A 26,974-nucleotide genomic window follows, 5' to 3' on the forward strand; every position below is an offset into this window, starting at 1 on the left:
ATAATAATATATTTATCAATTTCAATTTTAAATTAATATTTATTCAAGCTTCAGCTATCTCTTAAATATCTAATAATAGGAATCAAGTTAGATTTCCTAATAAATACTGTTCACCCCTACACAAAGTGCATCTGTCATTTTAAATACATATACTTATAAAATGCAGATTATGTTCACCTTCTACCCAAAATCAGACTTTCTTATTTCAAATTGGCTATAAACTCATCTGCAAGTCTTATAATTTCTTCAGCTTGTTCTCGATAAATCAAATGGGAACCATCAAGTATGACATAGGACGCATTATCCCCTAAACGTTGTAAGTGATCTTTTTGAAATTCTATACTTCCCATATACTCAAATATCTTTTTCATATTCTCATCTTTAAATGGTACCACCTTTTCTGTTGTTTGTTTAGCTATAATTTTTAACACGGGAATATCCTTTGGAAATGGTAAATCCTTAACTTCTCGCACATAATTGTATAAGTTTTCAATCTGTTCAATTTTTGTATCATTTATAGCGTAGTCTATATGTTTTTTATAATCGTCTATTTCCTTTTGGGTATAACCATTCTCTGTCATCAATAGACTTCCTGGAGTACGCTTTATCATTAAGGGTAGTAGACTTATTTCTTGAAGAAATTTTCCAATATTATCATAAGGCAGAACCATCTCTTTCGGCATTTCTTCCATTGTAAATGCTGTTGAGGTAGTATCGAGCAAAATCATACCTTTAACTTCTTTTGGATATTTTGTAGCATAATACTCACTGTAAATACCCGATATTGAGTGTGGCATTAATACATAAGGAGGTTTAAAACCTGCCTTATCAAGGGAAGTTCTGATTTCCTTCATATAGTTTTCACAAGTACGCGGCTTGTCCGTTTCGTCACTAAAGCCAACCCCAAAATACTCTACTGTTACAACTGTATATTTTTCACTTAATTTACGCATAAGGGGCGCAAAGTCTGCTGATGGCAGAGGAATACCAAAGCCTGCTAAAAGTACGATAGTTTCTTCACCATCACCTATAGAATACACGTGCATATTTTCATTATCTACTTCAACCATTTTACCGTAAGGTTTTATTTCTTCTAGCTGACTTTTGTAATAAGTATTATGCACTGTGAAACCTGTAAGCACAGCTAGTACTATCAGACCTACAATAATACCTATAATCCAAAGAATTACTTTACCTATTTTTTTAATCTTTGTTTTCATTTTGTTTCTCCTTTAAGTTTTTTAACTTTTCTACTATACTTTGAAAACGATAGTCATCAAAAAGAGGTGAAAAATTAGAATTATTAACTACTAAATCCACAATGTCTTCCTTCATTATTTTTTCATTTTTTATAAGACCTGCACCTAAATCTAATTTATTTAGCCAATTGTCAATTGAGTTAAAAAAATCATCACTGTGAGGCTTTAATTTATAAATATCCCTTGTTAAAAGCTCTGTACACTTCTGCAACATATTGAGGCTTTTTTCTAAATCTCCTTGAAGTATATATCCATGTGCAGCTATTACGTAAAGCTCTATAGAAGCAGCAGGCAAAAGTTCTTTCATACTAAAGGCTTCTTCTATTAAGAATGCACGATGCAATATCTCCTCATATCTTTTAGGCTCATTGATACATAGCATAAGGTAATAGGGGAAAAGACTAAATAGACTTACAACATATTGATATATTCCAACTTGCAATGTAGATTCCGCCTCATTTATTTTACCTTCCATTTGATAAGAAGCTGCAAGAAGGTTTTCTATGGTAAGTAGTGGCTTATTCATATCTTCAAGTAATTGAATGGCTGATTCGGAATCCCTAAGAGCAATATAGCAGTTTGCTTCCATGTATTGTGCTTGTTTAATAAGCTGTAAATCGTTACTTTCCTTTTTTACTCGAATAAAAAGTTTTTTTGCCTCTATAATCAAGTCAGTAGTTTTGTTTATATCTTTTGAAAGATCGCTGTGGAAAAGTATCAACACTCCCATTTGTAGTAAAAGTGGAAAACAGGAATAGTATTTTTTTATGATATCCCTGCAATTATTTAAAACGTCATCATAGGGCTTTGATGTAAAATCAGATGCTAACTTGTGATAAAGCTTACTAATATCTTCTTTTGACATTTGTGGTTCATATCCCATTAAATCATCTATACTAATATTAAAGTAAGTTGCAAGTTGTGGTAAAAAAGTGATATCTGGATAACTCTGTCCTGTTTCCCACTTAGAGACAGACGCCTTTGAAACGCCAACATATTTTGCCAACTCCTCTTGAGTAATCCCCTTTTCTTTTCTCTTATCTGCAAGTGTTCTTGCAATATTTATTTCTTTCATAAAGCTACTCCTCTTGTTTATATTTTACTTATTATGGTTAAAACCCTCAATGGATTAGTAGTTGATTTCGGTTAACAAAATCAACCACAAAGAAACATGGAGCAACTCCAGTTATAGAATTACTCCATGAAAATACTTATTTTTATGATAAATAATATTTCCTTTATAGATATTTATATTTTAGTAAGCATAATATTTTTTTAATGATTAAATTATATTATCATTGAATATGTTAAATTATTAAATTAAGCTTTTACATATGTATTTTTCAAAGTCAAATCATTATTATTTCAAGATATTTATGATACTTTTATATTTGCATCTGTATTGGTTAGATATATTTATTTTTTTCTGCATACTAGTAACCCATGATTGCTCATCCCTAATAGACTCTTTTCTCTACAGCTGCTTATCATATAATTTGTCCATACATTGTATTCTTCATCATTTAGTTCATCTATAGGATCTCTTAAGAGTGAACATATTCCATCAGTAGCTGCATGGTCAATAATTTCAACATTAAATCCTGAAATAAAGTTTTCTATTTCTATAGGTGTTGTAAAAAACCCAATTGTAAGAAAAGAATTCTCATCGTCTTCTTTATTAATGCCTGTATTTAATAGATTGTCTACAAATGTGCGGCCAAAAGATTTTCTTTGATATGCCATTATTACGTGAATTACATAATGCTTATTTATATATGCAATTGCTAGAATGCCGCCAGGTTTCAGCACTCTTAGAGCTTCCTGAATGCATTTTACTCTATCACTTTCCTCTGTAAGATGATACATTGGTCCAAGGCAAGTCACCACATCAAAACTCTTAGTTTTATATTGACTTAAATCAGTAGCATTTGCTATTTCAGCTGATAACTTTATTTCATCACCTTTTAATTTTGCCTTTTCCTTAATAATATCTACATGTTTTGGTGTCAAATCTGTAGCTAGAAGTGAATTCCCTCGTTCAGCATAATAAAAAGAATATGCCCCTGTTCCTGCTCCTAATTCAAGAATATTAAAATCACTCTCTATATATTCATTTAGAATATTTGTTGTCACTGTAAATTCTATTTTTCTTGCATTGTCTCTTTTGAGTCTATTATCTTCGTCATACCCTTCATAAAAATCTATGACATTATTCATAACTTTTTCTCCTTTTCACATTTTTAATTATTATGCAATATAAGGCACGTATCATCTAAAGTAGATTAATTTATAGACTAAGATATATAAAGATTTTATAACTGTATTTATTTAAATGACTTTTAAGAACATATATATTTTTCTTTTGTTTTTTTAAATACCCTATATTTTCTTCACATTATTAGATAATTAAAATCAAAATATTCTGAAATATGAGAACCAAATCTTGGCTAGTCCACAAGTAGTAAATATTGCTTTTTTCAATTTTCGTAGTTACTATATTCAATTTATACATGTTATATTTTTTCAGCTAAAGTTATCACTTTTTCTATTAAATGAATAATAAAATACTATATTGACTTAATTGATGATAATTATATCATATTTACATAATAATATATGGTTGTTTTTATAATAAGTGTAAAATAATTTTACTATCTGATACCGCGTTATTCAATTTTAAAATACCATTATTTCTATCTCTATTTTCATTAGTTACGTCATAAAAATTTAAAAATGCACAAAAATACCGTAAAATTCATTCCTAAATAATACATTATTTCAAAAGATTATTTCCTTTATGCATTCTACATATGATTGAATTGTTTTTTAAGGTTACCATACTTCATCCAATTTATCTGAATAAAAATCTATTGCTTTTCTATATCTCTTTACATTTTCATCTAAGGATGTATGAGCTAAATTAGTTAATAAAATTTCCATAGCTTTAGAGTATTCTCCTAAATTGTATAATGTCATCGAATAAAAAACTTTCAAGGCTCTATTTTCCGTGAATTTTACCATACCTTTCTCGAAGACTTCTTTTGATTTTTCATATTCCCCTAATGTTCTATATGTACTTCCCAATCCTAAAAAAGCCTCTTGTAAATATTCATCTGGCAATCCCACTGAAATAGCTTTTTCATAATATGGTACTGCCTCTTTTTCTAATCCCTGTGCATCGAAACTCCAAGCACACTGATAATGGATTATTGAATTATCAGGATATTGATTTGCAAGATTTATTAAAATCTTACTGGATTCTTTTAATCTTCCTTCCCTCCTTAACTCAATAGCTCTTTCTAATTCTTTTTCTTTCAAAACCAATCTCCCCTTAAAATCCCATATTTTTTTATAGCATTACTTATTTATCAAGAAAATTATACCATATTTTACTAATTGTATATTACTACTTTCACATTGACAATTCTCATAGTTTCTAATTATTTTCTACACATATTATATTTATAATGTTTTAGGTATAATTGCTATTAGCCCCTACAGTTGATATAACATCCTAGAATTTTAAATTGCCAAATAAAAACACCGTAAAATTTGCTTTTGAATAATACGGTATTTTTAAGAAACTATTCAATTTTACATTTATGGTATTTAATGCAAAATTTATGACACTTCTTTAATATTAATTACCTTATGGAAGTATCATTTAACAATTGGCATCCATATTATAGTTCCATTTTTTGTACAACACTCAATTTCTGCCTTACCAGTTAATTTATATCCTGTACTTGGAAGCCACTCATTAAAAATACGCATAGTAAATTCACCAATATTATCTTCATTTTCTGGCGGTACTTCAAAAATAGCATATGTCCCAGCTGGTATAGTCATAATATCGTAGTTATCTATATTTTCGGCACCATTATATGCTACTGCTAACATATACCAAAAGCAATCCGCTTCTTCACTATAGGTAGTTATTGCAAATACAACATCATCCAATGCATAAGAATTAAGTTTTTCCTGTAATTCTGTTTGCTCAAAATCGTCCCAAAACTTAGGTATATCTCTCCAATGTTCGTTATTCTTAGTAATCATCTTCCTATTTACACCAATAACTCGTATCTCATCCTTGTGTACAACTTTATACTCCATTTTATCTACCCCTTGAATTATAAATTTGAAGGAAATACGAGGATATGACTTTAGTGCCACCCCTTCATTACGCGCCGATGTAGGTGTGGTTCCATGCTGTTGATTAAATGCACGAGAAAATGCTGCTGCAGAATCATATCCATACTTTATAGCTATATCAGTTATCCTTTCTTTACTCATCTGAATATCATAGGCTGCAAGAGTTAACCGTCTTTTGCGAATATATTCGGATAAAGTTACTTTAGCCATAAATGAAAAAATACGTTGAAATTCATATTGAGAACAACACACAAATTTTGCAGCGATGGAATAACTTATATCACCATCAAGATTCTCCTCAATATAATTAACTGCTTGGTTCATACCTAAAAGCCAATCCATATTATCCCCTCCTTGTTTATAATTATAGAGCTTTAAAACAAACCTTTCTTTGCAATTCTTGCAGTGAATTGCATCAATAATGATATAAATATTTTTGCCATCCTATTATATTGAAAAGTAAAAATATCATAAAATTCATTTCTGAATAATACGGTATATTAAAAGATTATTCAGTTTATAGTTATTAAGGCATGTGAAAGGAAATAATAGGCAAAGATATCAGTATATTTTTTATCAGATAAGTAGTTAGGCTCTGCTCATAGTGATGCTATGTGCAGGTTCTGACGACGCAGTATGATGAAAAATAGGCTAATATACTGGCTTATTATTTTTTTGAAAATGCCTAATTTTCATTATTTAGCCATTTTTCTAATTCAGAGATCATATCTGCATAACGTCTAATATGGTTTATTGTCCCTATTACCTCAGTAGTTCCCATCTGCTGTTCTTCGACTTCTGTACATTCAATCCACAAAGATCGTTTTAAATTGTATTCTAACCAATTTAATTTTCCTAAAAAACCACTTACTAAGACTGTTCTCCAATTTGCTTGTGGTGTTCCATACTTATTTTTATATCCACTTATAAAAGCTAAAAATTTTTCTTTATCAATATTCCCCATTTCATCTTCAGACCAATATATAGCTGTTTCAATCAGCTCTTGCATAGGATTTATATAACCAGCTGCCTCCCAATCAATAGCAATAGGATTATCTTGATTCCACATAACATTTTTAGGATCCAAATCTCTATGGCTAATAACCATATCTGACGCAAGTAATTTTGCTGATTTAATTGCCTGAGCATTCCAATCATAAAGCTTATCAATGATTTCAAGCAATATATTAGTCCATACTGCATTACTTTTCTGTCCGTTTTGCAAATAATCGCTCCACTCTATTGTATGTATATCCCCTGGCAAATCATTAACTATACCTAGCTTTGAAAAATCCGTTATATGTATATCCGCAAGAATATCGCCTATTTTTTCACAATGAATTATATTAATTTCATCAAATTTTATACTTTTACCATCTACCCAATCGAAGACAATATAAAATTGATTGTCTATTTCTTGCATGAAAACTCCATTAAATCTTTTAGCTGGAAGAGCAGATATATTATTTGAAGCAATATTGGCAATCTTCTCTGAATTGATAAAGTTCTGCATTGCCATAGGTCTACGCATTATCTGAGGGTTTAATGCTTTAATTGCATATTTTCCTTTAGAAGTTTTAACAGCATACATTTTGTGTAAAAGTCCACCAGATATAGCCTTAGGTATGCCACCTATCTCACCTAGTTGTAAAACATTACATAATTTCTCAAATTGCAAATTATACTGCATATTATTCACCTTCTCCTACCATTAGCCTTTTAAATATTGTAGTATTCTTCTAAAAAATTATTAACATCATAATCCAACTTTCTTGCTTCAGCTCTTATATGAATTAAAGGTTGTAAGCTAAAATATTTACCTTGCTCCTTTTCATCTATAAAAACACAAAAAATTCATGATAAAAGTTCATTTCTTATAATCATCCCCTGTGGAATTAATTGATAACGAGTAATTATATTTTTACCTTATAGCTTAAGAAAACATTTTATTAAATTAAGTTTTACAGTATCTTATTCATACTTTAATAAATATAACTTAAAAATTTACTTTTAATTATTTTAAAAAACTTTTATTGTTATTGTTAAATCTGTGAATTGGACCATCCCAACTTTCTGTACCTTTTGGTAGTTCTTCAAAATTATTTAAAGTGTATTCTTTTATTACTTCATGCCAAAAAACATGTGAAACCTTGTTATCTAGCAATTGTTTTACTTCCCACACTCCATGAAATCTATCAAAAATATTAAAAGCAACAGCCTTTCCTACTCCTTTTTTTCTATATTTCTTTAATATAAAAAATTCTGCAATACTATAATCAATTGAAAATGAGGTATCAACCCCATGTTTATTAACAAGAACAAATCCTGCTAATTTAGCATCAACTCTAATTATGAATGGATGCCTATCTTCTTCTGTCCAATAATTATCTAAATAATTATAATCATATAAGCCATGCTCATTTAAATCAGCATTTTCATATTCGGATAAATCATAGTTATATAATTCCATCATATTTCTTATAACCAATTTATCATTACTACTTGCATCTATTATTTCTATTTTCATTACGAATCCCCTCCCTAAAATATATTTACACTTAGCAAGTGCTCTCTCATGCAAATACTGTGATCTTTAATTTTATGTCATCGTATAAGAATATTGCTCATCGTGTTTTAAATTAATTCTTACATACAAAGCTTGCACACAGTTTTGTCACAATTCCTAATATCTCTAAGCTCTCAATATAATTATCTTCTATTTCAAGTGAATGACTAGCATTGTTAATAATATTTAAATTTACTGAATCATAGATGTTTACTTTATTAATATATTCTTTAGGAAAAAATTTATCATTTGTGCCAACAATTATAGTGCATTTTGAATTAATTATGTGAGGAATTGTGTCAACTATAGGTGTTAAGAATAGATTATTAACCTTATCATAACCTATTAGTTTACTTATCTCTCCTGCAATTGCTGTTCCTAAACTTTTGCTGATAAAATATATGTTTTCATATGAATTATCAAGACACTTCTCAATAGCTTCATTTACTTCTTTAACTGTTTGTTCAAAAAACTCTGTTTTATATGATTTATTTGCTCTATAATATCCGTATTCTAAACTTAATACATCACAGCCTGATAATAATGTTGCCTTCCTTGCATAACGAAGTAATGGTTTATCACAACTTCCATCTCCACCTGGAAAGAGTATTACAATGGACTTTGGCTTAGGTGGTTGTAATAAAAAAAGATTGTAAATATCATGTCCAAATGTTGACTTTACTCGAATTGTAGATTTGCTAATCAAAAGCCCCACTTCCTTTTTTCTGTTTCACAATAAGTGCAATTACAAAGTATCTTTAGGAAAATTATACCATATTTCATTGATTATGTATTAATATTTTTCATAATAACAATTCTCCTGGCATTCTAATGGATTATCATCTATATTCTCCGTGTATCCTAGGGGTGAACATTGTCCTCCCCTATAGAAAATGTAATAACGCACTGTATATATGCCAAAATTATTAGAAAAGCAAAAAAACTTTCATCTCAATAAAAGGATGAAAGTTTAAAATTACCCACGTGCCATCTATTATAGTACGACAACATCTAGTTTCTTTTTAGCATTAGAAAACCGTCAAAGCCTAATAAGTAAATTTCCTATGAAACCTTCAAGGAGTATTGGCTATTTCCATAATAAATTTTAACTTATTGACCTACAACTTTGAGGTAACTCCACAATAAATGAAGTATACTCATTAATATTACTCTTTACATATATATTTCCATCATGCTCATTTACAATTAATTTAGCAATTGAAAGTCCAAGTCCATATCCTCCACTCTCTCTATTTCGCGAATCATCAGCCCGGTAAAATCGTTCAAATATTTTATCAATATGTTCTTTTGGAATACCATCACCAGTATTTTTTATTTCAATTTCTATTTTGCTCTTATCACAATCAAGCTTTACAGAAACTTTTCCCTTTGGTGGAGTATTCTTTATTGCATTATCCATAAGAATATTGAAAAGCTTTTTAATACTCTCTTTTTCACCATTTATAAATATATTCTTATTTATATTAAAATCTAACTCTATATTATTTTCATAAAGTACTGCTTCAAATGATAAAATAATATTTTCAAGAGTTTTACTAATATCAAAACTTGAAAAATACACTTTCTGCTGAGGATTATCTAATTTAGCTAATGATAGCATATCATCAATAAGTTTTGACATCCTATCTATTTGAGAATTTATGTATCCAATCCATTTGCTTTGGCTTTTTACAGTTTCTTCACTATTAGATACAATTAGGGCTGTATTGGTTCTTATTATTGTAAGTGGTGTTTTAAGTTCATGAGATGCATCTGTTATAAATTGCTTCTGCCTTTCAAAAACTTCTTTAATAGGCTTTATTGTTCTATTAGCAAAATACATACTAATCAATAGCAAAATAATAAGACTAATACTTCCTACTAAAAAGAAAATTTTAAGCAAATTAATAGCCATTGCCTGTTGAGGACTCCTATCAGCAAAAACAATTTTCATACCCCTCGGAGTATTCTGCTTTAAAAAAGCATAACTACCGCCTTCTATCTTTAAATTATTAGAAGGTTCTTTACTTTTTATAGCCTGCGATATAGCTTCTTCAATTGATTCTTTTTCAATGTCAAATAAAGAAAAAACATCTGCTATATTATGATGCTTATCTAACTCTACAATAATACTAGTTGCAATTGCTGGATTATTAGGAGATGGCTTAGGAGGTGCATGCATTAAAGTATTAAGAGTAAATTCTGTTTGTCTTGCTGCACTAATCATAGTCATAATATATATGGTCGAAAATATTGCAATGAAAACTACTGTTAAGAGAGTCATATTTATTATAATAAATTTTCTTTTAAGTTTATCGAACATATTTTAATCCTCCAGTTTATATCCAATTCCTCTTAATGTAGTTATAGCTGTCTCAGATCCAATATGTAATAATTTTTTACGCAAAAAAGATATATAAACTTCAATATTATTATACTCTGCTTCTGAATCAAAGCCCCAAAGTTTAATAATAAGGTCATCTTTACTAACCACATTTCTAGGTCTTTGCATGAAATATCTAATTATCTCAAATTCCTTTAATGATAATTTTACACTATTTTCTTTTCCTTCTAATTCATAGGTAGATAAATTAAGTCTAATATCAGCAAAATCTAATATATTTTCATTAATAAATTCACCTTTTCTTCTACAAAGTGCTCTAAGCCTTGCTAATAATTCTTCTGGTGAAAAAGGCTTTACTAAATAGTCGTCAGCCCCATAATCAAGACCTGTAACCCTATCACAAATTTGCCCTTTTGCTGTTAAAAGAATTACTGGAGTAGATATCCCCTCTGAACGTAATTTCTTAAGAAGTTCTAGTCCATTTAGTTTGGGCAGCATTATATCTAAGATTATAACATCATATATTTCTGTCATTGCATAGTCAAGACCTGCTTCACCATCATATACCCCATCAACAAAATATTTATTCTTCATAAGAAGTTGCGTCAGGGCCTCTGATAGTTGCTTTTCATCCTCTATCAATAATAGTTTCAAGATAATCACCCTCTAATTTTATAAATTTTTACTTTCTTTTTTAAGATATGTTAAATAAATTCTATCATACAAATCTTAAAATAACTTTAAGTTTAAGACTAATTTAAGGTTTATATTTTATGATTTACTTGTAAATTTCCTAATAGAGGGAGGTGACATAATGAAAGAAATAAAACCAAGGCATGAAATAAAACATTTTATAAACCTTTGTGATTACTATGAAATAAAAAATAGACTTAAGCATATTGCCCGATTAGATGTAAATGCTGGAATTGATGGCACATATAAAATTAGAAGTTTATATTTTGATAATTTTAATGATAAAGCATTGATGGAAAAAATAAATGGTGTAAATAACCGTGAAAAATTTAGAATTCGATTTTATAATGATGTACCATCCGTCATCAAACTTGAAAAGAAAAGTAAAATCAATGGTTTATGCTTAAAAGATTCTGCAATGTTAACAAAGGATCAATGTGATTTACTACTAGGAAATCATACTTCATGGCTTTTAAAATCCAATAGTGATCTTCTTAAGGAGCTCTATGCAAAAATGAAATACCAATTTTTAAGACCTAAAACTATTGTGGATTATACTAGAGAAGCATATATTTACGAACCTGGTAATGTAAGAATTACCATAGATAGTAATCTTAGAACTGGATTATTTGCTAAAAACCTTTTTAACTCTAAGCTTCCCACTTTAGGAATGCCTGTAGATACTCCAATGATTTTAGAAGTTAAATATGATGAATTTTTACCGGAAATTATACGAGATATGATTCAAACAAAGGAAAGACAAAGTACATCAGTTTCAAAATACGCAGCCTGTAGAATATATAGCTAAAACAAATTAATGGAGGTAATAAAAATGAATGGAAATAGCCAATTAAGTTTCAATGATATTTTTAAATCAAGCTTTTTAGAAAAAGCAACAACGTTTTCCTTATTAGATACTGTTATAGCACTAGGATTAGCCTTTGCTATCGGTCTTTTTATATTCTTAGTATATAAAAAGACTTTTAAGGGAGTAATGTACTCAGAAAGTTTTGGTACTTCACTTCTTTCAATGACCCTTATAACTACACTAATAATTTTAGCAATAACTTCAAATGTGGTCCTATCTCTTGGTATGGTTGGTGCATTGTCTATTGTAAGATTTCGTACAGCTATTAAAGAACCTATGGATATAGCTTTTCTATTTTGGTCAATCAGTGCTGGTATTGTTTTAGGTGCTGGACTCATACCACTTGCTATATTTGGTTCAGCCTTTATTGGTGTAATTATGATAATATTTGTAAATAAAAAAAGTACAGACAATCCTTATATATTAGTAATAAACTGTAGTAGTGATGAAAGTGAAAATGCTGCTGTAGAATATATAAAAAGATCCGTGAAAAAGCATGTTGTTAAATCAAAAACTGTTTCTTCTAGTACTGGTATTGAACTAACTGTTGAAATTAGACTAAAAGAAATGTCAACAAAGTTCGTAAATGAACTTAGCCATATACAAGGTATAAATAATGCTATTCTTGTAAGTTACAACGGCGAATATATGTCCTAATATTAGGTGGTGTTAAAATGATTTCTAATAAATTTATTAATATCATAATATCAATTATTATGGTATTATCTCTTTTGTTTGCATCTTTAATTGTGATTTTATCCAATAATACAAATTACACCTCTTCTATTACAGAAGCAGAATATATCAGCAGGGTATTTGATAAAAATAAAGTAATGGAAATTGATATAAATATTTCTCAAGAAGATTGGGATTGGACTATTGAAAATGCAACAGAAGAAGAATATAAAAATGCAAATATCTCAATTAATGGTGAAACATATTATAATGTAGGCATAAGACCTAAAGGTAACTCTAGCTTATCAATGATTGCAAGTGACGACACCACTGATAGATATAGCTTTAAGATTAAGTTTGATGAGTATGTAGATGGACAAACTTTGCATGGTCTTAATAAATTAGTTATAAATAATATTATGTCAGATACCACTTATATGAAAGAGTATCTTTCATACGATTTATATACTGCCATGGGAATTCCAACACCAGCTTATGCTTATGCAAATATAAAGATAAATGGTGAAGACTGGGGTCTTTACTTAGCTGTAGAAGTTATAGAGGAAAGTTTTCTAGAAAGAAACTATGCCTATGGCGCTTTAGAAGGAAATCTTTATAAGCCTGAAAGCACAAAAATAGGTGGTGCTATGCCTGCTGCTGGTAAGCAAGGACAAAATCCAAATAATGCTCCAGATGCTGTCCCTAATCAAAGACCTAACTTAGATGGAGAACCTAATTTAAATGGACAACCTGATTTAAATGGGCAGCCCAACTTAAATGAAGAAGCTAATTTAAATGAAGGACCTAATAGAGAAGGCAATGGACAAAATCCAATTGGTGGCGGTAAAGGTATGGGATCAAGTGGTGGTACAAACCTTGTATGGAATGGTGAGGACCCTTCAAATTACTCAAGCGTTTTAAATAGTGCTGTACTTAAAAAAACTAATTCCTCGGATCACGAAAAGGTTATTGATATGATAAAAAATCTCAATGAAGGCACTGATTTAGAAAAATATCTTGATGTAGATGAAATACTAAGATATTTTGCTGTCAATACATTTTTAGTTAATTTAGACAGCTATGCTGGAAGTATGAAACATAACTATTATCTTTATGAACAAAATGGTATTTTTCAAATACTGCCATGGGACTTTAACCTTTCTTTCGCAGGATTTCAAATGAACGACGCTGAAAAGGCTGTTAATTTCCCTATCGATTCCCCTGTTACAGATACTCTAGAAAATAGTCCACTTATAGCTAAACTTCTTGAAGTATCCGAATACAAAGAATTATACCATAAATATCTAAATGAAATAGTGACAACTTACATTGATAATGGAGTTTTCAAATCTACTATAAATAACTTAGATAACCTTATTGGAAGCTATGTTAAGAATGATGCTACTGCCTTTTATACCTATGAAGAATATAAAACTTCTCTTCCAATACTTATTTCTTTCGGAAAAGATAGAGCTTCAAGCATAACCGCTCAACTTGCAGGTGCTCAACCATCAACTACTTACGGTAATATTCCTACAAATGTTGATTTAAGCGCTCTTGGAAGTATGGGTGGTGGTAATGGTGGTTTCCCTGGTGAAAAACCACCTGGAAATAATTCTCCAAATCAGGATAATAACCTTCCAAATGGCTTTGGCGATGGCAATATGCCTGATATGAGTACAATGGAAAAAGCTATGGAAATAATTCAGGCTTCTGAAGATGGCACCCTTACAGATGAACAAATTGCAGAGCTTAAAGATTTAGGTATTGACGAATCAGTAATTGAAATTATTAAAAACTCTCCTTTTGGGATGAAGGCAGAGAATGGAAATAAAGACTTTCAAAATAACTTAGACAAAAATCCAAATATTGATAATGAAAATATGAAAGATAATCAATTTGGTAGAGGGCCAAAGGATAGAATTCAAGGAGCTCAGACTCCTCAAAATACTTCTTATTTAGTTACTATTCTTATATTCTCATTATTATCTATAATTATTGTATCTATATTTGCTCTCAAATTTAAAAGAAAAAAATATCAAAGTTCATAATATAAAACAAAAAGCTGGTTAAGGTAAACTTTATACTAACCAGCTTTTTATTTTATTAATCATACAAATTTATAATTTTATATCTTCCAATATATAATTGCAACTTTGGAGTTATTATTATATACATACCTATTCTCTTCTCTTACAAAGTTTTTTTCTATAAAACCATCTATTATATTATTATTGATTTTTCCCCCTATATCTTCTTCTATCTTTCTATATATATCTTCTATAGTATTAAAATATATTTTATTTTTTACATCTATATATTGCATATTTGCATAAATACCTAAGGAATGTATTATATTTTCAAGGTATATGTAGTCTAAAACTGTTTGATCCCCTATGCCTAATTCCATATATAATTGATTAAACATAGGTTTTTGTATGGTTCGTACTATTATAACTGCTTTTCTAGCTAAAGCATTCATCTTTTTTAGAGCATCTTTGATACTCCATACCCTATAAAGAGAATTTACTGATAATATGTAATCCATCTTATCAATATTGGCATTTTCCCATTTTCCCTCTAAGGTTCTTATATTATTTATATTGTTATTTTCTATTTTTTCTTTTAGTACCTTTAACATATCCTTTGAAAAGTCAACGGCTAATACATCTTTGCATTTATTTGACAACGGTATTGTAAACTTCCCTGTTCCACATCCAATTTCTATTAAACTACTACCTTTTTCAATTAAACTTTCTACTATCTTAAATACTTCTTTAGAATAGTCATATAGTGTAGGATTTTTATCATAATTAGGAGCTAAATTCTCCCAAAACTCTCTTTCAACTTCATCATCAAAAGCTCGCTGTTTCTCATACCCATTTTTACTTCTAATTCTATTTTGCCATATTTCCTCAAAATCTATATCTTTATAATCTAAGTACATATTTCTAGCTCTCCTTTAAAAATTTATAAAGCTTTCTATAAGTCTTTTAGTATATTCATTTTTAGCATTTTTGTAGATTTCCTCAGCTTTTATAATTTCTACTATTTTACCATCTAGCATTACAGCTATATCATCACTTACTGCCTTAACTAAATCTATGTCATGTGATATAAATAAATATGTTATACCAAATTCCTTTTGAGCTTTTTTTAATAGTTGTATAACTTGAGCCTGTACAGACACATCTAACATTGATGTGGGTTCATCTAGTATGATAAATTTGGGTTTTAAAAGTAACACTCTAGCTAATGCTACTCTTTGAATTTGACCTCCACTTACTTGATAAGGGTATCTTGATAAAATTTCATCACTTAGTCCAACAAAATCTAAATAATTCTTAATGTATTTTTGTGAAGCATTTTTATTATAAATTTTATGCAATTTCAGTGGTTCTATTAAACTTTCTTCTATGTTTTTTTTAGGGTTTAGCGCTGAGTCAGGATGTTGAAATATTATTTGCATTTCTCGTCTTAAATCTCTCATTTTTGAAAAACTATAGTTTGTAATATCTTCTTCATTGTAAATTATTTTGCCGCTATCTGGTTTTATAAGTTTTAATATTAATCTTGATAAAGTAGACTTTCCACATCCACTTTCTCCAACTAACCCTAAGGTCTTTCCCTTTTCAATTTTAAAAGATACTCCATCTACCGCCGTAACTACATTTCTATTTACTATTCCATTTTTAAACTGCTTACGTAGATTTATTATCTCTATCATATAAAAAACACCTCACTTCACAGCTATCTACTTTATAAAGCTTGGCCTCTTTTTCCATACATAATTTTTTCTTATATTTACATCTAGGATGAAATCTACATCCATCCGGCAGATTTGTTAAACTTGGTGCAACTCCATCTAAAGGAATAAGTTTTTTATTAGGTTGAGCATCTATTAATCCCTTAGTATAAGGATGCTTAGGATTTTCAAAAATATCTTTTTTGCTACCTTTTTCTAATATCTTCCCTGCATACATTACTATAACTTCATCACAAAGCTTCTTTGCTAGCATTAAATCATGGGTTATTAGTATCATACTTACTCCCATATTTTCTTTAAGGTTTTTAAAAACATCATATACTTGATTTCTTATTATTGCATCTAAACCTTTAGTCGGCTCATCTGCAATTATCCATTTTGGCTCTAATGCCATACCCATTGCTGACAATACTCTTTGTTTCATTCCTCCACTCAGTTGAAACCCATAAGAACTATACACTTTATTGCTGTTTTTAAATGAGAATTTCTCCAAAATTTTTATGGTCTTTTCCTTGCTTTTACTCTTTTTTTCTTTGTTATGATAATAAAATAATTCACTTATTTGAGAACCTACATTGTATATAGGATTAAATGCTGTTTCTGGATTCTGAGGTATTAATGCTATTTCCTTTCCCCTTATTTTTTTTAATTCCTGATTTTTTAAAGTTAATACATTTTTATTGTTATAAAGTATATTTCCTTCTATTTTAGCATTTTTAGCCAGTAATCCTAAAATTGAGAGACCTAATACAGATTTTCCGCTGCCTGTTTCCCCTACTATTCCTATAATATTTCCTTTTTTCAATGTTAAGTCAATTCCATCTACTGCCTTAACATCACCTTCTTTAGTATTAAAATGCACTTTTAAATTTTCTATTTTTATATCTTCTTCCATACTAAAACATCCTTTTAAAGATATTGATTAAAGAAATCCTTTTTCTCATCAAATAGATCTCTTAACCCATCGCCAATTAGGTTTATACTGCAACACAATAACATTATGCAACTTCCTGGAGCTAATAATAAATGTGGATAAGATCTAAAGTAAGTTTTAGCATCATTTATCATTACACCCCAATCTGCCTGTGGTGGTTGAATGCCAAGTCCTAAAAAGCTCAATGATGCCATTGATAGTACAACTTTTCCAATCCTTACAGTAAAAAGTACTATGAAAGGTGCAAAAATATTGGGTAGTATATGATGAATTATTATATAAAAATGACTAGCGCCTAAAGCCCTAGCACCTTCTATATAATTTTCTTCTTTTATTTTTAAAACTTCTCCTCTTACTACTCTAGAGAATCCTGCCCAGGAAGTTACTACTATAGCAATTATTAAGCTTTTAATACCTGGTCCTAAAACTCCTGCAATAGCTATCATAAAACTAAGTCCTGGAAGTCCTTGAAATATGCTAACTAGCACTTGTATTATGCTGTCTAAAATACCTCCAAAATATCCTGCTATAACTCCTATAGTTGTTCCTAAAAACATTGTACATATAGTTGCAAGTATTGCTAAAAATATTGAAACCCTCGCACCATATAATATTCTACTAAAAACATCTCTCCCTAATGCATCTGTTCCTAAAAAGTGTTCTTTAGATATGCTCTGAAGTCTTTTTGTCATATATACAGCATTTGGATCATAGGGTGCTAATACTGGTGCAAATATACCTATTAAAATCATAACAATAAGCGTTATAAATGCTATCTTATAAATAAGAGGTATATTTTTAATTTTGTTAAACTTCTTCACCATTATTTACCTCCAAGCCTTATTTTAGGATTTAGTGCTAAGTAGCATAAATCTACTATAAGGTTAAATATAACAAAAATTACTCCTGTAAAAACAACATATCCCTGAACAACAGGATAATCTCTGCTCATTATACCTTGAATAACATAACTCCCCATACCTGGAAGTCCAAAAATAACCTCTACAACTGTTGCTCCTCCAAGTATTGCTCCAAAATAATTTCCTAAAACAGTAATTATAGGCATAATTGAATTCATAAGCCCATATTTTAATAAAATCACTTTTTCTGGAAGTCCTTTGCCCTCAGCAGTCACTATATAATTTTGTCCAAGGGATTCTATTAATGTAGCTCTATTTAACCTCATAATTGTTCCTATTGTTCCTGCTGCTAAAACAAAGGCAGGCATTATTAAATGCTTCAATGTACCATATCCGCTAGTAGGTAATATTTTTAATCTTTCACAAAATATGTTCATCATAACTATAGCAAGCCAAAATCCTGGTATAGATGTTAAAAGTAATGATATAGTTCTTCCTATATTATCAATTAAAGAATCCTTTTTTAATGCCATAATTATAGCTAGTGGTATTGAAAAAATTACTACAAATATCATTGCCATTAATGATACTGAGAAGGTTATCGGTAACCTTCTCAGTATTTCTTCTGACACAGAAGTCTTCTTTATATAAGAAACTCCTAAATCTCCTTTAATAGCTTTTTTAGTCCAATTAACATATTGAACTAATATATTATCATTTAATCCTAGTTCTTCTCTTACCTCTTGTATTTCTTCTTCTGTAGGGGTACTTATTCCGTCCATACTTAAAACTTCAACTGCCGGATCTCCTGGTGCAATAACTCCAAGGATAAATGCTAATAAGGTTATGCCTATTAAAACTGGTATAGTGGATAATATTCTTTTAAATATATATTTGAAGATATCTTCCACTATTTACTCCACTCCATTTTGTTTAAGGTAGTTCCATAACTTGTTGCCTCAAAGCCCTTTATTTTTTTATTAAAGGCTATTAAATTAACATCTTGAAACAGTGGTATACTTGCTGGATCTTTAGCTGATATATCTTGAAGCTCATTGTATATTTCTTCTCTTTTAGTCATGTCATTAGTTTCTTTTAGCTTATCAATTAGCTCATCTACTCTTTGGTTTTTATATCCTAGACTATAAGATTCATTACTTGATCCCTCACTATGCATATATCCCTCAAATATAGTAAAAGGTTCTGCATTTGGTAATCCTTGAGTATGTATAGCTAAATCATATTCTCCTTTTTTCATAGCCTCTTTAAATGCAGCTCCGTCTAAAATTGTTATTGTTGCATTTAATCCTATATCTTTTATTACTGATTGAATATATTCTGCTTCAGTTTTATAAGGATAACGATCTACTCCATAGGAAGGTACTATAAATTTTACCTCTTTTGTTTCTCCTTTTAATACTTCTTTTGCAATCTCTTTAGCTCCTTCTTTATCATGAACTGGTTTTATTTCTTTTGCAAAAGGAGATGTGTGGTTTAGTATATTAATAGTTGAAGTTCCATATCCTCCAAAGAATTCATCAACTATAAGATCTCTATCAACTATTAAACTTAATGCTTCTTTCATTTTTGCATTGCTGAATGGTCCTTTAACACCATTAGTAGAAATAAAGTGAGTTATGCTTGATTTTCCAGTAGATACATCAAAATTTTCATCTTTTAACAATTCTTTAGATAATTCTGGAGTTATTGCTCCTAAATCCATTACTCCCATAATTTCCTCAGATTTTAAAGCTGAAAATCTTGTTTCTGCATCTGGAATAACTTTCACTCTTACTTTCTTAGCCTTTGCTTTATCACCATAATATTCTTCATTTCTTTCTAATAATGTATACTGATCTTTTTCATGTTCTACAATTTTAAATGGTCCTGTACCCTTTGCTATATCTGTAAAATCTCCCGTATTTATATCAAAACATTGTGGACTATATATAGCACTACCAAATCTAGCCATATTATATATTAATGTTGATATAGGTTTATTAAATATTAATTTTACTTCATAATCAGATACTTTAACCACTTCTTTTAAATTAGGATATGTCTTTTCTAAGTCAAAAGAATAAAATGGTGATCCTTTTGTTTTCATATTCATATAACGCTCAAAATTTTTAATTACGGCATCAGCATCTAATTGAACTCCATCATGAAACTTTACTCCCTCTTTTATCTTAAAAGTCCATTCTTTAAAATCTTCAGAGTTTGTCCATTTTTCTGCTAACTCGGCATAAGGATTTCCTTTATCATCTAATCCAATTAAAGGCTCCCAAACAAATAATATAGAAGTAGCATAATATGCATCTTTTTCTCCTGGTGATAAATCTCTTGCAGCTGCTAGCACAATTTCATCATCCTCATTCATACTAGTGTCTTTAGTTGTACATCCAGCCAAGGTTCCTAATATCATTGTTAATGCTAAAAATATTAGTAATATCTTATTTTTAAATAACTTTTTCATAACTCCATTCCTTCTCTTTTAAATTTTTGCAATAAAAAAAGCCATAGTTAATGCCATAGCTTACCCATCTTTGCTATAAAATTAGATTTAGTTACTCCCCCCTCAATCTATTTCTCTTTAAGTTTAGGTATCCTGACTTACGATTCACCCTTAGCCTAGCCTTCCCAGAGTTAATCCAGTGGCATGTTAGGCATCGTCATCGCTTACAGTGATGGGTTCGTGTTGGAATTTCACCAAACTTCCCTAAATTCTTAAATTTATTAATTTTTCAACAAAATTATACATTATATTTGAAAATATGTCAAATTTTCTGTTGTCTTACAAAACTTTTAAAGATCTATTAATTGTTTTATTTTTTATTTAATTTATTGCTTATAATGATAATAAAAATTGTAAGTTAAATGAAATTTATAATAAAGCTTAATTTATATCTCATCCAATAATCTCCATATTCTTAACTGTTTCATTATTAATATATAACCCCATAACTATTTTTCTTAAATATCTAAGAAAAATAGTTATGGATTACAATAATTTATTCTTTATTCTTCAATTATTGTAAAAAAGCTGTGATATTTAAGCTTTTTAGCATCTTCTTCCTTATGATTTTTTAAAAAATTTCTCATTAAGTATATTATTTCATCTACCTCTTCTTCTGCAAGATAAATACTCTTACTCATAATAGTCCCACCGGCTCCTTGTAAGTCTCTATTCGTAGAACTTAAAAATACCTCTTTATTATTATCATAAAAATTTGAAATCATTCTTTGTTCTAATGCTAGGTGCATTATTTTATAAGGTTCATCTATTTCTTCTGAACATCTTATTTCAAAATTTCTAGCCAAGAGTTCATAATATTTAGTTCCATTTCCTTTAATCTGCTTATTATCAACTGTCTGTATTATTCCTACACTTTCTAACTTTTTTATATGATAATATATTTTTGATGGCATTTCATTCATTTTATCTGCTATTTGCCTCACGGAAGCTGGTTCATTCATATCTATAAGTGTAATTATAATTTTATATCTAAAAGGATCAGAAATAGCTTTTACTTCTTCTAAAGTGGTTAATACTTTTCTATCTTCCATTGCTTTATCCCCTCCCCTTTTGTTATATAATAATTTTCATTATTTAAATGAAATTTTTAACCTTTAAGCCTTTTTAAAGCTTCTTCTATAATTTAAAGATAAAACAACTACAGAAATTATTACACCTATAAAATAAACAGGTAAATATTCTATTATAATCTCTCTTAGAGAATTATCTAAAAGTACTATACATCAACTTATAACTCTCATAAAAAATGTAACTATGCCTAATACTTCTTTATACGATTTATTCATTATATAAGCATTAATTGCTGAAGCTACCATGGCATTAAAAACCCAAAGCCAAATAATTCAAGAATAGTTAGTTATATAGGCACTAAATTCATTCATATTATTATATTCATAAAAAATAATAATGTACAAAATTTATATTCAATAAAAAATGAATAATTTAATTAAATTATTCATTTTTGAACTTCAATTCACAGCATATAGCACATACTGTAAAATGAGATGCACTAGTAAATCCCTTTATAAATACCTTATAAAATCTAATAATTAAAGTAAAAAGGTATGAAACTTAGAATAATAGCTCTAAATTTCATACCTTTTAACGTTAAAATATTAAAACACTTATCTCTTTAACATTATAGGTTGCCTAATTATAGTTTTTATATTATTAGATAAACATCGTCTAGGATCATTTAAATATATTTCATGATGTAATCCTCTTAATTCATATCCACATTCTTTGATATAGTTATGAAGCTTCTCTACGGTAGGACTTTCATCTGCATAAGGTCCCACATGCATAGTTTGCGCAATAAGTCCTTCCTCATAGTGTTTATACTCTACTTTAGAAAGAGATGATAATTTCTTCTTTTTTTCTACCTCATATAAAGCTTTTTCTATATAATCTTCTGTAACAATATCAGGCTGCATAATCATACCGCACCGNNCCCACGTACTTTTATTATCCATAGAAAAATCATTTGTATTATCAGTCCACCATAGACTTTCTAGGGGCATTACTCCATAATCTATCTTTAAATCACTATTTTTAATCATAAATTTTATAGTATAGGACAGACTGAATAATGCCTCAACTGCCTCCTTGTATTCCCTTGATGTATTTGGATCCCCACAGCCATTTACCATTAAATATTTAAGCTTTGGCATTTCTAAAATTGATACTTTCTTCGCAGGCTGACTATAGAACTCCTTAAATACTTTTTTATAATCAAACTTATTTATCATTATTATCCTCCTTAAAACTCAATCTTAAAAACACACTTATCTGATCCCTCTAAAATGGTGTGAAGCTTTGTAACTTTTACTGTTTTATTAAATACTGAGCTAAATAATTTTTCAAACCATCCTGCAGAGCAATTACAATATGAAGGTGGCATGTCTTCCACATTTTTAGCCATTCCACAATAGCACTTATTATAAATTCCAATTATATTTCCATTATCTATGTGAAGTTCTCCACCACCTATATGTTTTTCATTCATTAAATCTAAAAACTTTTCAACATTTTCAGCTCTTTCAAATAATTTTTTTGCTTCATTGATTGTTCTATTTGAAATGCATAAATGTCCACAGGGTTTCATTACTTTTTCTACTATATTTTCTCCGATATTATTTTCAATATCATTTAATATACTTTTAACATATTTTGCTTGCTTAGTAGGTGATGATTTTAAAGGTAATTCACCATATGCCTCCACTATATTTTTGTAGGTATCTTCCCCTGCATTTAATTTAATGCTATTAAGAATACGTTCCCACTTACTAGACATAATTTTTCCCCCTTATCCATTAAGATATTTATATATGTTCTTTAATTATAAATAATCTTATATGACGTCATCATGTCATATTTAAAAAATTATTAATTAAAATATATTCAAAAAGTAACTAAAATCCACCTTTGTGAAATTTAAAGTACTACTGTTCACCCAAAGGCAGATTTGTTTAATTTTTCATATATCTTCTTCTCTATGTATTAATTAATATTGAACTACACAGAAACTGTAAATAAGTTTCTATAAATTCATTTGCAGTTTTTTCTTTTGGTGATATCTAAAATAATAACTATAAAATAAGTACAAGTTGCTTCTTATAATCTTCTTTTAGAATGCTATATATCTCCAAATCAACTATGCCCTTGCCAGACCATAAAGTAGCCTGTCTTAGTAATCCTTCTTTTATAAATCCATTCTTTAAAAGTACTTTCTTTGAGGCTTCATTTTCTGGCATGACTTCTGCTTGGATTCTATTAATATTAACTTCCTCAAATAAAAATTTTATTAATATTCTAAGAGCTTCAGATGCAATACTATTTCCCCAATATGCTTCTGATAAAAAATATCCTATTGTTACCATATCTACCTTTGGTTTAAAATCCATGGCTTCAATGATTCCAACTAATATATCGCCCTGATTTTTTAAAAATATACCCCATTTAATTCTATCTTTCTTATTATAATCTCTTTCAAAATGAGTAATCATATTACTTATAGTTTTAATATTCTTCTTTGGTATAATTCCACAATATTTAAATACCTTTTCGTTGCTGTAAATTGTATATAATTCTTCTAGATTACTGGCCTCAATCTTTTTTAATACTAAATTTTCCGATTCCAAAACTGGAAATTCATTAAAAACTATTTCGATATTCATCTTATTCACCTGCCCTATCTATAAAATAAATTTAAAAGTAAAATTTCTACTTAATAAGTATGTATATTTTTATATTTATATTATTTTGAAATGTTGATTTTATTTCTTTTAAAGTTTCCTTAAGCATATATTTATTCTTTATCATAATTATCACCTCTTTAACAAAATTATCCATATAGACATTATATGATAATACTGATTTTAAAACAAATTCCTATTTTAAATTTTATGTGGTACTATTAAATAAAATAGATTTTTGGGGGATATTACATATGAATTTAAATTATGGCAATATAAATAATTATGGATTAGTGTATTGTGATGGCGAATTTTATGAAGATTTTTATTTATATATAATTGACCTAAATAATAAAGAACTTAACAATCTTCAATCTTATCAAATAAATATTATTAATAACGAAATTTGGTTCGTTTCTTATGAAGATAGCCAGAATAAATTATATAAAATGAATTTAGATGGTAGCAACCTAGCTCTTATTGAATAAAACAATTGTTTCTTATAAAAAATAAAGCTATATCATTGATTTTACTCAAGATATAGCTTATTTTCTATATGTAATAGCCCCCAAATTTTTCTAAGTCATTTTGTAAATTTGTTTTATTCTTCTACAAATTCAATTAAATCCTTATCTAATTTCTTAATTCTAGCAAGAGAATAAACATCGTATCCTTTTTCTATTAGCATGTCTCTTCCTGGTTGAAAGGATTTTTCTATAACTACTCCTATTCCACCAACCTTAGCTCCACTAGCTTCAACTAACCTCGCTGCACCTAAAGCAACTTCTCCATTTGCTAGAAAGTCATCTATTATAAGTATGTTATCATTCTCATTTATGTACTTCTTAGAAAGTGTTAATTCATAATCTAGTCCTTTAGTAAAAGAATGAACTGTAGTTTGATAAACTTCACCTTTTAAGATTTTAGAAGTTTGCTTTTTTAAAGTTACCATCTGTAAATCCATCTGCATAGCAGCCATCACTGCTGGTGCAATACCTGAACTTTCTATAGTAAACACCTTAGTTATTCCCTTATCTTTAAAATAGTTTTTAAAATAAGTTCCTATCTCATACATAAGTTTTGGATCTACACCATGATTTAAAAATGAATCCACTTTTAAAACAGTGCTATTTAATGCCATACCTTCTTCTAGTATTTTCTTATGCAGCTTTTCCATCTACAGCACTTCCTTCATTCATTTTCTCTTCCCTTAATATTTTATTTAAAATAAGCGCCACAATTGTACCGGTTGATATTCCTGATGAAAAAATCATCTTTACTGCTTCTGGCAATTGAGCAATAAACTCTGGGCGGAAAGTAACCCCTAATCCTAATCCTATTGATGTTGCTATTATCAATAAATTTCTATTATTTATTTCAACTCTACTTAAAGTCTTAATTCCTGCTGCAGCTATGGTACCAAACATAACTATTCCAACACCGCCAAGTACTGGCTGTGGCATAATATTAATTAACGCTGCAAACTTTGGGAAAAATCCTAATGCTACTAAAAGTACTCCTGCCATTGTAGCTACTGAACGGCTTGCATTTCTTGTCAATGGAATTAATCCAACATTTTGGCTGAAAACTGTATTTGGGAAAGCACCAACAACTCCTGCCAATGAGCTACCAATAGCATCTGCTAATACACCTCGTCCAATAATTTTCTCATCAGCTTTAACCTTTGAAACTTCACAAATAGACACTAGACATCCAACACTTCCTATAGTTGCAACAAAATAAGCTGGAATAAAAGGTAATACATATTTCAAATTAAAATCTACACCATATTCAAATATGTTAGGTAGTGCAAACCAGCTTGCTTCTTTTACTAAAGTAAAATCTACCATATTTAATGGAATACATATAATATAACCTATAACCATTCCTATTAATATTGATGCACTGCTCACTATAGCATTACCATATCTGTTTAAGAGTAAAGTTATAAACATTACAAACATAGCTATTGAAACATTAATTAAACTTCCATAATCAGCAGCACCTACTCCACCTGCTGCCCAATCAACAGATACTGGTAATAATGTTAAGCCTATTAAACATACTACTGTTCCTGTAACTAGTGGTGGAAATAGTTTCATTAGTGGTTTAATAAAATAACTTAAAATAATTTCTACTATGGCTCCCAAAATAGTTGCTCCAATTATAGCCGGTAGTCCTGCAACTGATCCAATAGCAATTGCTGGAGCAACAAAGGTAAAATCAGTTCCCATTATGCAAGGCATTTTTGACCCTACAGGACCTATTCCCTTAGATTGTATTATTGTAGCTATACCAGCTGCTAAAATAGATGCACTTAAAATTGCAGTAGCAACTGCTCCATCAAATCCTAATGCACTTGATATTACTAAAGGTACTGCTATAATTCCTCCAAAGGCAGCAAATATATTTTGAAGTCCTAATAATATTTGCGTACTTATGCTAGGAGTATCATCAATTCCATAAAGCAACTCATCATTACAAAGATTTTGCATATTTTCTTCCACTGTTGTAATCCCCCTAAAAATATATTTATCATATGTTCTCGTACATCTATGTATCTTTCACAAAATAATATTGAAAATTATGTCATAGAATATTTAATAATTTTTTTAAAATTTCTCAT

General features: G+C 29.1%; 26 protein-coding genes and 1 riboswitch. Of the genes, 4 read left to right on the forward strand and 22 right to left on the reverse strand.

All coding sequences use genetic code 11. The features are described from left to right. Window positions 1-200 precede the first annotated feature (200 nt). The 10 genes from B2W91_RS09520 to B2W91_RS09565 all read right to left on the reverse strand — a co-directional run bounded on the left by B2W91_RS09520 (window position 201) and on the right by B2W91_RS09565 (window position 10,975). Window positions 201-1,220, reverse strand: coding sequence for an alpha/beta fold hydrolase (locus B2W91_RS09520; protein ID WP_291580321.1), 1,020 nt, complete (start codon window positions 1,218-1,220; stop codon window positions 201-203). Next, the gene (locus tag B2W91_RS09525) at window positions 1,204-2,334 is read right to left on the reverse strand and encodes a helix-turn-helix domain-containing protein (RefSeq protein ID WP_291580322.1); all 1,131 of its coding nucleotides are present in this window, start codon (window positions 2,332-2,334) and stop codon (window positions 1,204-1,206) included. Before B2W91_RS09525 ends, B2W91_RS09520 begins: the two co-directional genes overlap by 17 nt. A gap of 341 nt (window positions 2,335-2,675) precedes the next feature. Beyond that, a complete protein-coding gene (locus B2W91_RS09530; RefSeq protein ID WP_291580324.1) occupies window positions 2,676-3,476 on the reverse strand; it encodes a class I SAM-dependent methyltransferase in 801 nt (266 codons plus the stop codon). A gap of 615 nt (window positions 3,477-4,091) precedes the next feature. After that, on the reverse strand, window positions 4,092-4,577 hold the full coding sequence (locus B2W91_RS09535) for a tetratricopeptide repeat protein (protein WP_291580327.1): 486 nt from the start codon (window positions 4,575-4,577) through the stop codon (window positions 4,092-4,094). Between the two features lie 342 nt (window positions 4,578-4,919). Further along, complete coding sequence (locus B2W91_RS09540; protein ID WP_291580329.1) at window positions 4,920-5,753, reverse strand: effector binding domain-containing protein; 834 nt, start codon at window positions 5,751-5,753, stop codon at window positions 4,920-4,922. Between the two features lie 343 nt (window positions 5,754-6,096). Then, on the reverse strand, window positions 6,097-7,101 hold the full coding sequence (locus tag B2W91_RS09545) for a phosphotransferase (protein WP_291580330.1): 1,005 nt from the start codon (window positions 7,099-7,101) through the stop codon (window positions 6,097-6,099). Window positions 7,102-7,425: 324 nt separating this feature from the next. Beyond that, window positions 7,426-7,938, reverse strand: coding sequence for a GNAT family N-acetyltransferase (locus tag B2W91_RS09550; protein ID WP_291580331.1), 513 nt, complete (start codon window positions 7,936-7,938; stop codon window positions 7,426-7,428). 112 nt (window positions 7,939-8,050) lie between these two features. After that, entirely contained in the window at window positions 8,051-8,683 is a 633-nt protein-coding gene (locus tag B2W91_RS09555) for an alpha/beta hydrolase (RefSeq protein WP_291580333.1), read from the reverse strand. Window positions 8,684-9,082: 399 nt separating this feature from the next. Then, entirely contained in the window at window positions 9,083-10,300 is a 1,218-nt protein-coding gene (locus B2W91_RS09560; protein WP_291580335.1) for a sensor histidine kinase, read from the reverse strand. 3 nt (window positions 10,301-10,303) lie between these two features. Beyond that, complete coding sequence (locus tag B2W91_RS09565) at window positions 10,304-10,975, reverse strand: response regulator transcription factor (protein WP_291580336.1); 672 nt, start codon at window positions 10,973-10,975, stop codon at window positions 10,304-10,306. Window positions 10,976-11,135: 160 nt separating this feature from the next. Between B2W91_RS09565 and B2W91_RS09570 the strand changes: the two genes are divergently transcribed. The 3 genes from B2W91_RS09570 to B2W91_RS09580 are packed head-to-tail and all read left to right on the forward strand — an operon-like array spanning window position 11,136 to window position 14,608. Next, complete coding sequence (locus B2W91_RS09570; protein ID WP_291580337.1) at window positions 11,136-11,822, forward strand: polyphosphate polymerase domain-containing protein; 687 nt, start codon at window positions 11,136-11,138, stop codon at window positions 11,820-11,822. A gap of 24 nt (window positions 11,823-11,846) precedes the next feature. Beyond that, a complete protein-coding gene (locus B2W91_RS09575) occupies window positions 11,847-12,539 on the forward strand; it encodes a DUF4956 domain-containing protein (protein ID WP_291580338.1) in 693 nt (230 codons plus the stop codon). A gap of 17 nt (window positions 12,540-12,556) precedes the next feature. Next, complete coding sequence (locus B2W91_RS09580) at window positions 12,557-14,608, forward strand: CotH kinase family protein (RefSeq protein WP_291580339.1); 2,052 nt, start codon at window positions 12,557-12,559, stop codon at window positions 14,606-14,608. 77 nt (window positions 14,609-14,685) lie between these two features. Here the strand turns inward: B2W91_RS09580 and B2W91_RS09585 are convergent, their stop codons facing one another. The 10 genes from B2W91_RS09585 to B2W91_RS09630 all read right to left on the reverse strand — a co-directional run bounded on the left by B2W91_RS09585 (window position 14,686) and on the right by B2W91_RS09630 (window position 24,330). Continuing rightward, the gene (locus B2W91_RS09585) at window positions 14,686-15,504 is read right to left on the reverse strand and encodes a class I SAM-dependent methyltransferase (protein WP_291580340.1); all 819 of its coding nucleotides are present in this window, start codon (window positions 15,502-15,504) and stop codon (window positions 14,686-14,688) included. A gap of 15 nt (window positions 15,505-15,519) precedes the next feature. Then, window positions 15,520-16,284: an ABC transporter ATP-binding protein gene (locus B2W91_RS09590; RefSeq protein ID WP_291580342.1), complete on the reverse strand. Its 765-nt coding sequence runs from the start codon at window positions 16,282-16,284 to the stop codon at window positions 15,520-15,522. Continuing rightward, entirely contained in the window at window positions 16,259-17,218 is a 960-nt protein-coding gene (locus B2W91_RS09595; RefSeq protein WP_291580343.1) for an ABC transporter ATP-binding protein, read from the reverse strand. The genes B2W91_RS09590 and B2W91_RS09595 overlap by 26 nt, the downstream gene beginning before the upstream one ends. 14 nt (window positions 17,219-17,232) lie before the next feature. Then, complete coding sequence (locus B2W91_RS09600) at window positions 17,233-18,081, reverse strand: ABC transporter permease (RefSeq protein WP_291580344.1); 849 nt, start codon at window positions 18,079-18,081, stop codon at window positions 17,233-17,235. Next, complete coding sequence (locus tag B2W91_RS09605) at window positions 18,081-19,028, reverse strand: ABC transporter permease (protein WP_291580345.1); 948 nt, start codon at window positions 19,026-19,028, stop codon at window positions 18,081-18,083. The genes B2W91_RS09600 and B2W91_RS09605 overlap by 1 nt, the downstream gene beginning before the upstream one ends. Then, entirely contained in the window at window positions 19,028-20,593 is a 1,566-nt protein-coding gene (locus B2W91_RS09610) for an ABC transporter substrate-binding protein (RefSeq protein ID WP_291580347.1), read from the reverse strand. The genes B2W91_RS09605 and B2W91_RS09610 overlap by 1 nt, the downstream gene beginning before the upstream one ends. Before the next feature lie 104 nt (window positions 20,594-20,697). Beyond that, window positions 20,698-20,878, reverse strand: a riboswitch (cobalamin riboswitch). A 257-nt stretch (window positions 20,879-21,135) separates the two neighbouring features. Continuing rightward, window positions 21,136-21,684, reverse strand: a complete 549-nt coding sequence (locus B2W91_RS09615; RefSeq protein WP_291580349.1) for an ArsR/SmtB family transcription factor — start codon at window positions 21,682-21,684, stop codon at window positions 21,136-21,138. A gap of 594 nt (window positions 21,685-22,278) precedes the next feature. After that, window positions 22,279-22,902, reverse strand: coding sequence for a GyrI-like domain-containing protein (locus B2W91_RS09620; protein ID WP_291580350.1), 624 nt, complete (start codon window positions 22,900-22,902; stop codon window positions 22,279-22,281). 11 nt (window positions 22,903-22,913) lie between these two features. Further along, entirely contained in the window at window positions 22,914-23,447 is a 534-nt protein-coding gene (locus tag B2W91_RS09625; RefSeq protein WP_291580351.1) for a DUF6144 family protein, read from the reverse strand. 295 nt (window positions 23,448-23,742) lie between these two features. Beyond that, on the reverse strand, window positions 23,743-24,330 hold the full coding sequence (locus B2W91_RS09630; protein ID WP_291580352.1) for a GNAT family N-acetyltransferase: 588 nt from the start codon (window positions 24,328-24,330) through the stop codon (window positions 23,743-23,745). Between the two features lie 272 nt (window positions 24,331-24,602). Between B2W91_RS09630 and B2W91_RS09635 the strand changes: the two genes are divergently transcribed. Next, on the forward strand, window positions 24,603-24,836 hold the full coding sequence (locus B2W91_RS09635) for a hypothetical protein (protein ID WP_291580354.1): 234 nt from the start codon (window positions 24,603-24,605) through the stop codon (window positions 24,834-24,836). A gap of 113 nt (window positions 24,837-24,949) precedes the next feature. Here B2W91_RS09635 and B2W91_RS09640 read toward each other — a convergent pair whose 3' ends face one another. Continuing rightward, window positions 24,950-25,525, reverse strand: coding sequence for a xanthine phosphoribosyltransferase (locus B2W91_RS09640; RefSeq protein WP_291580356.1), 576 nt, complete (start codon window positions 25,523-25,525; stop codon window positions 24,950-24,952). Beyond that, complete coding sequence (locus B2W91_RS09645) at window positions 25,509-26,843, reverse strand: uracil-xanthine permease family protein (RefSeq protein ID WP_291580441.1); 1,335 nt, start codon at window positions 26,841-26,843, stop codon at window positions 25,509-25,511. Before B2W91_RS09645 ends, B2W91_RS09640 begins: the two co-directional genes overlap by 17 nt. Between the last annotated feature and the right edge of the window lie 131 nt (window positions 26,844-26,974).

The sequence above is a fragment of the Clostridium sp. UBA6640 genome (genome assembly GCF_002455975.1).
In the GTDB taxonomy this organism is placed as follows: domain Bacteria; phylum Bacillota; class Clostridia; order Clostridiales; family Clostridiaceae; genus Clostridium_J.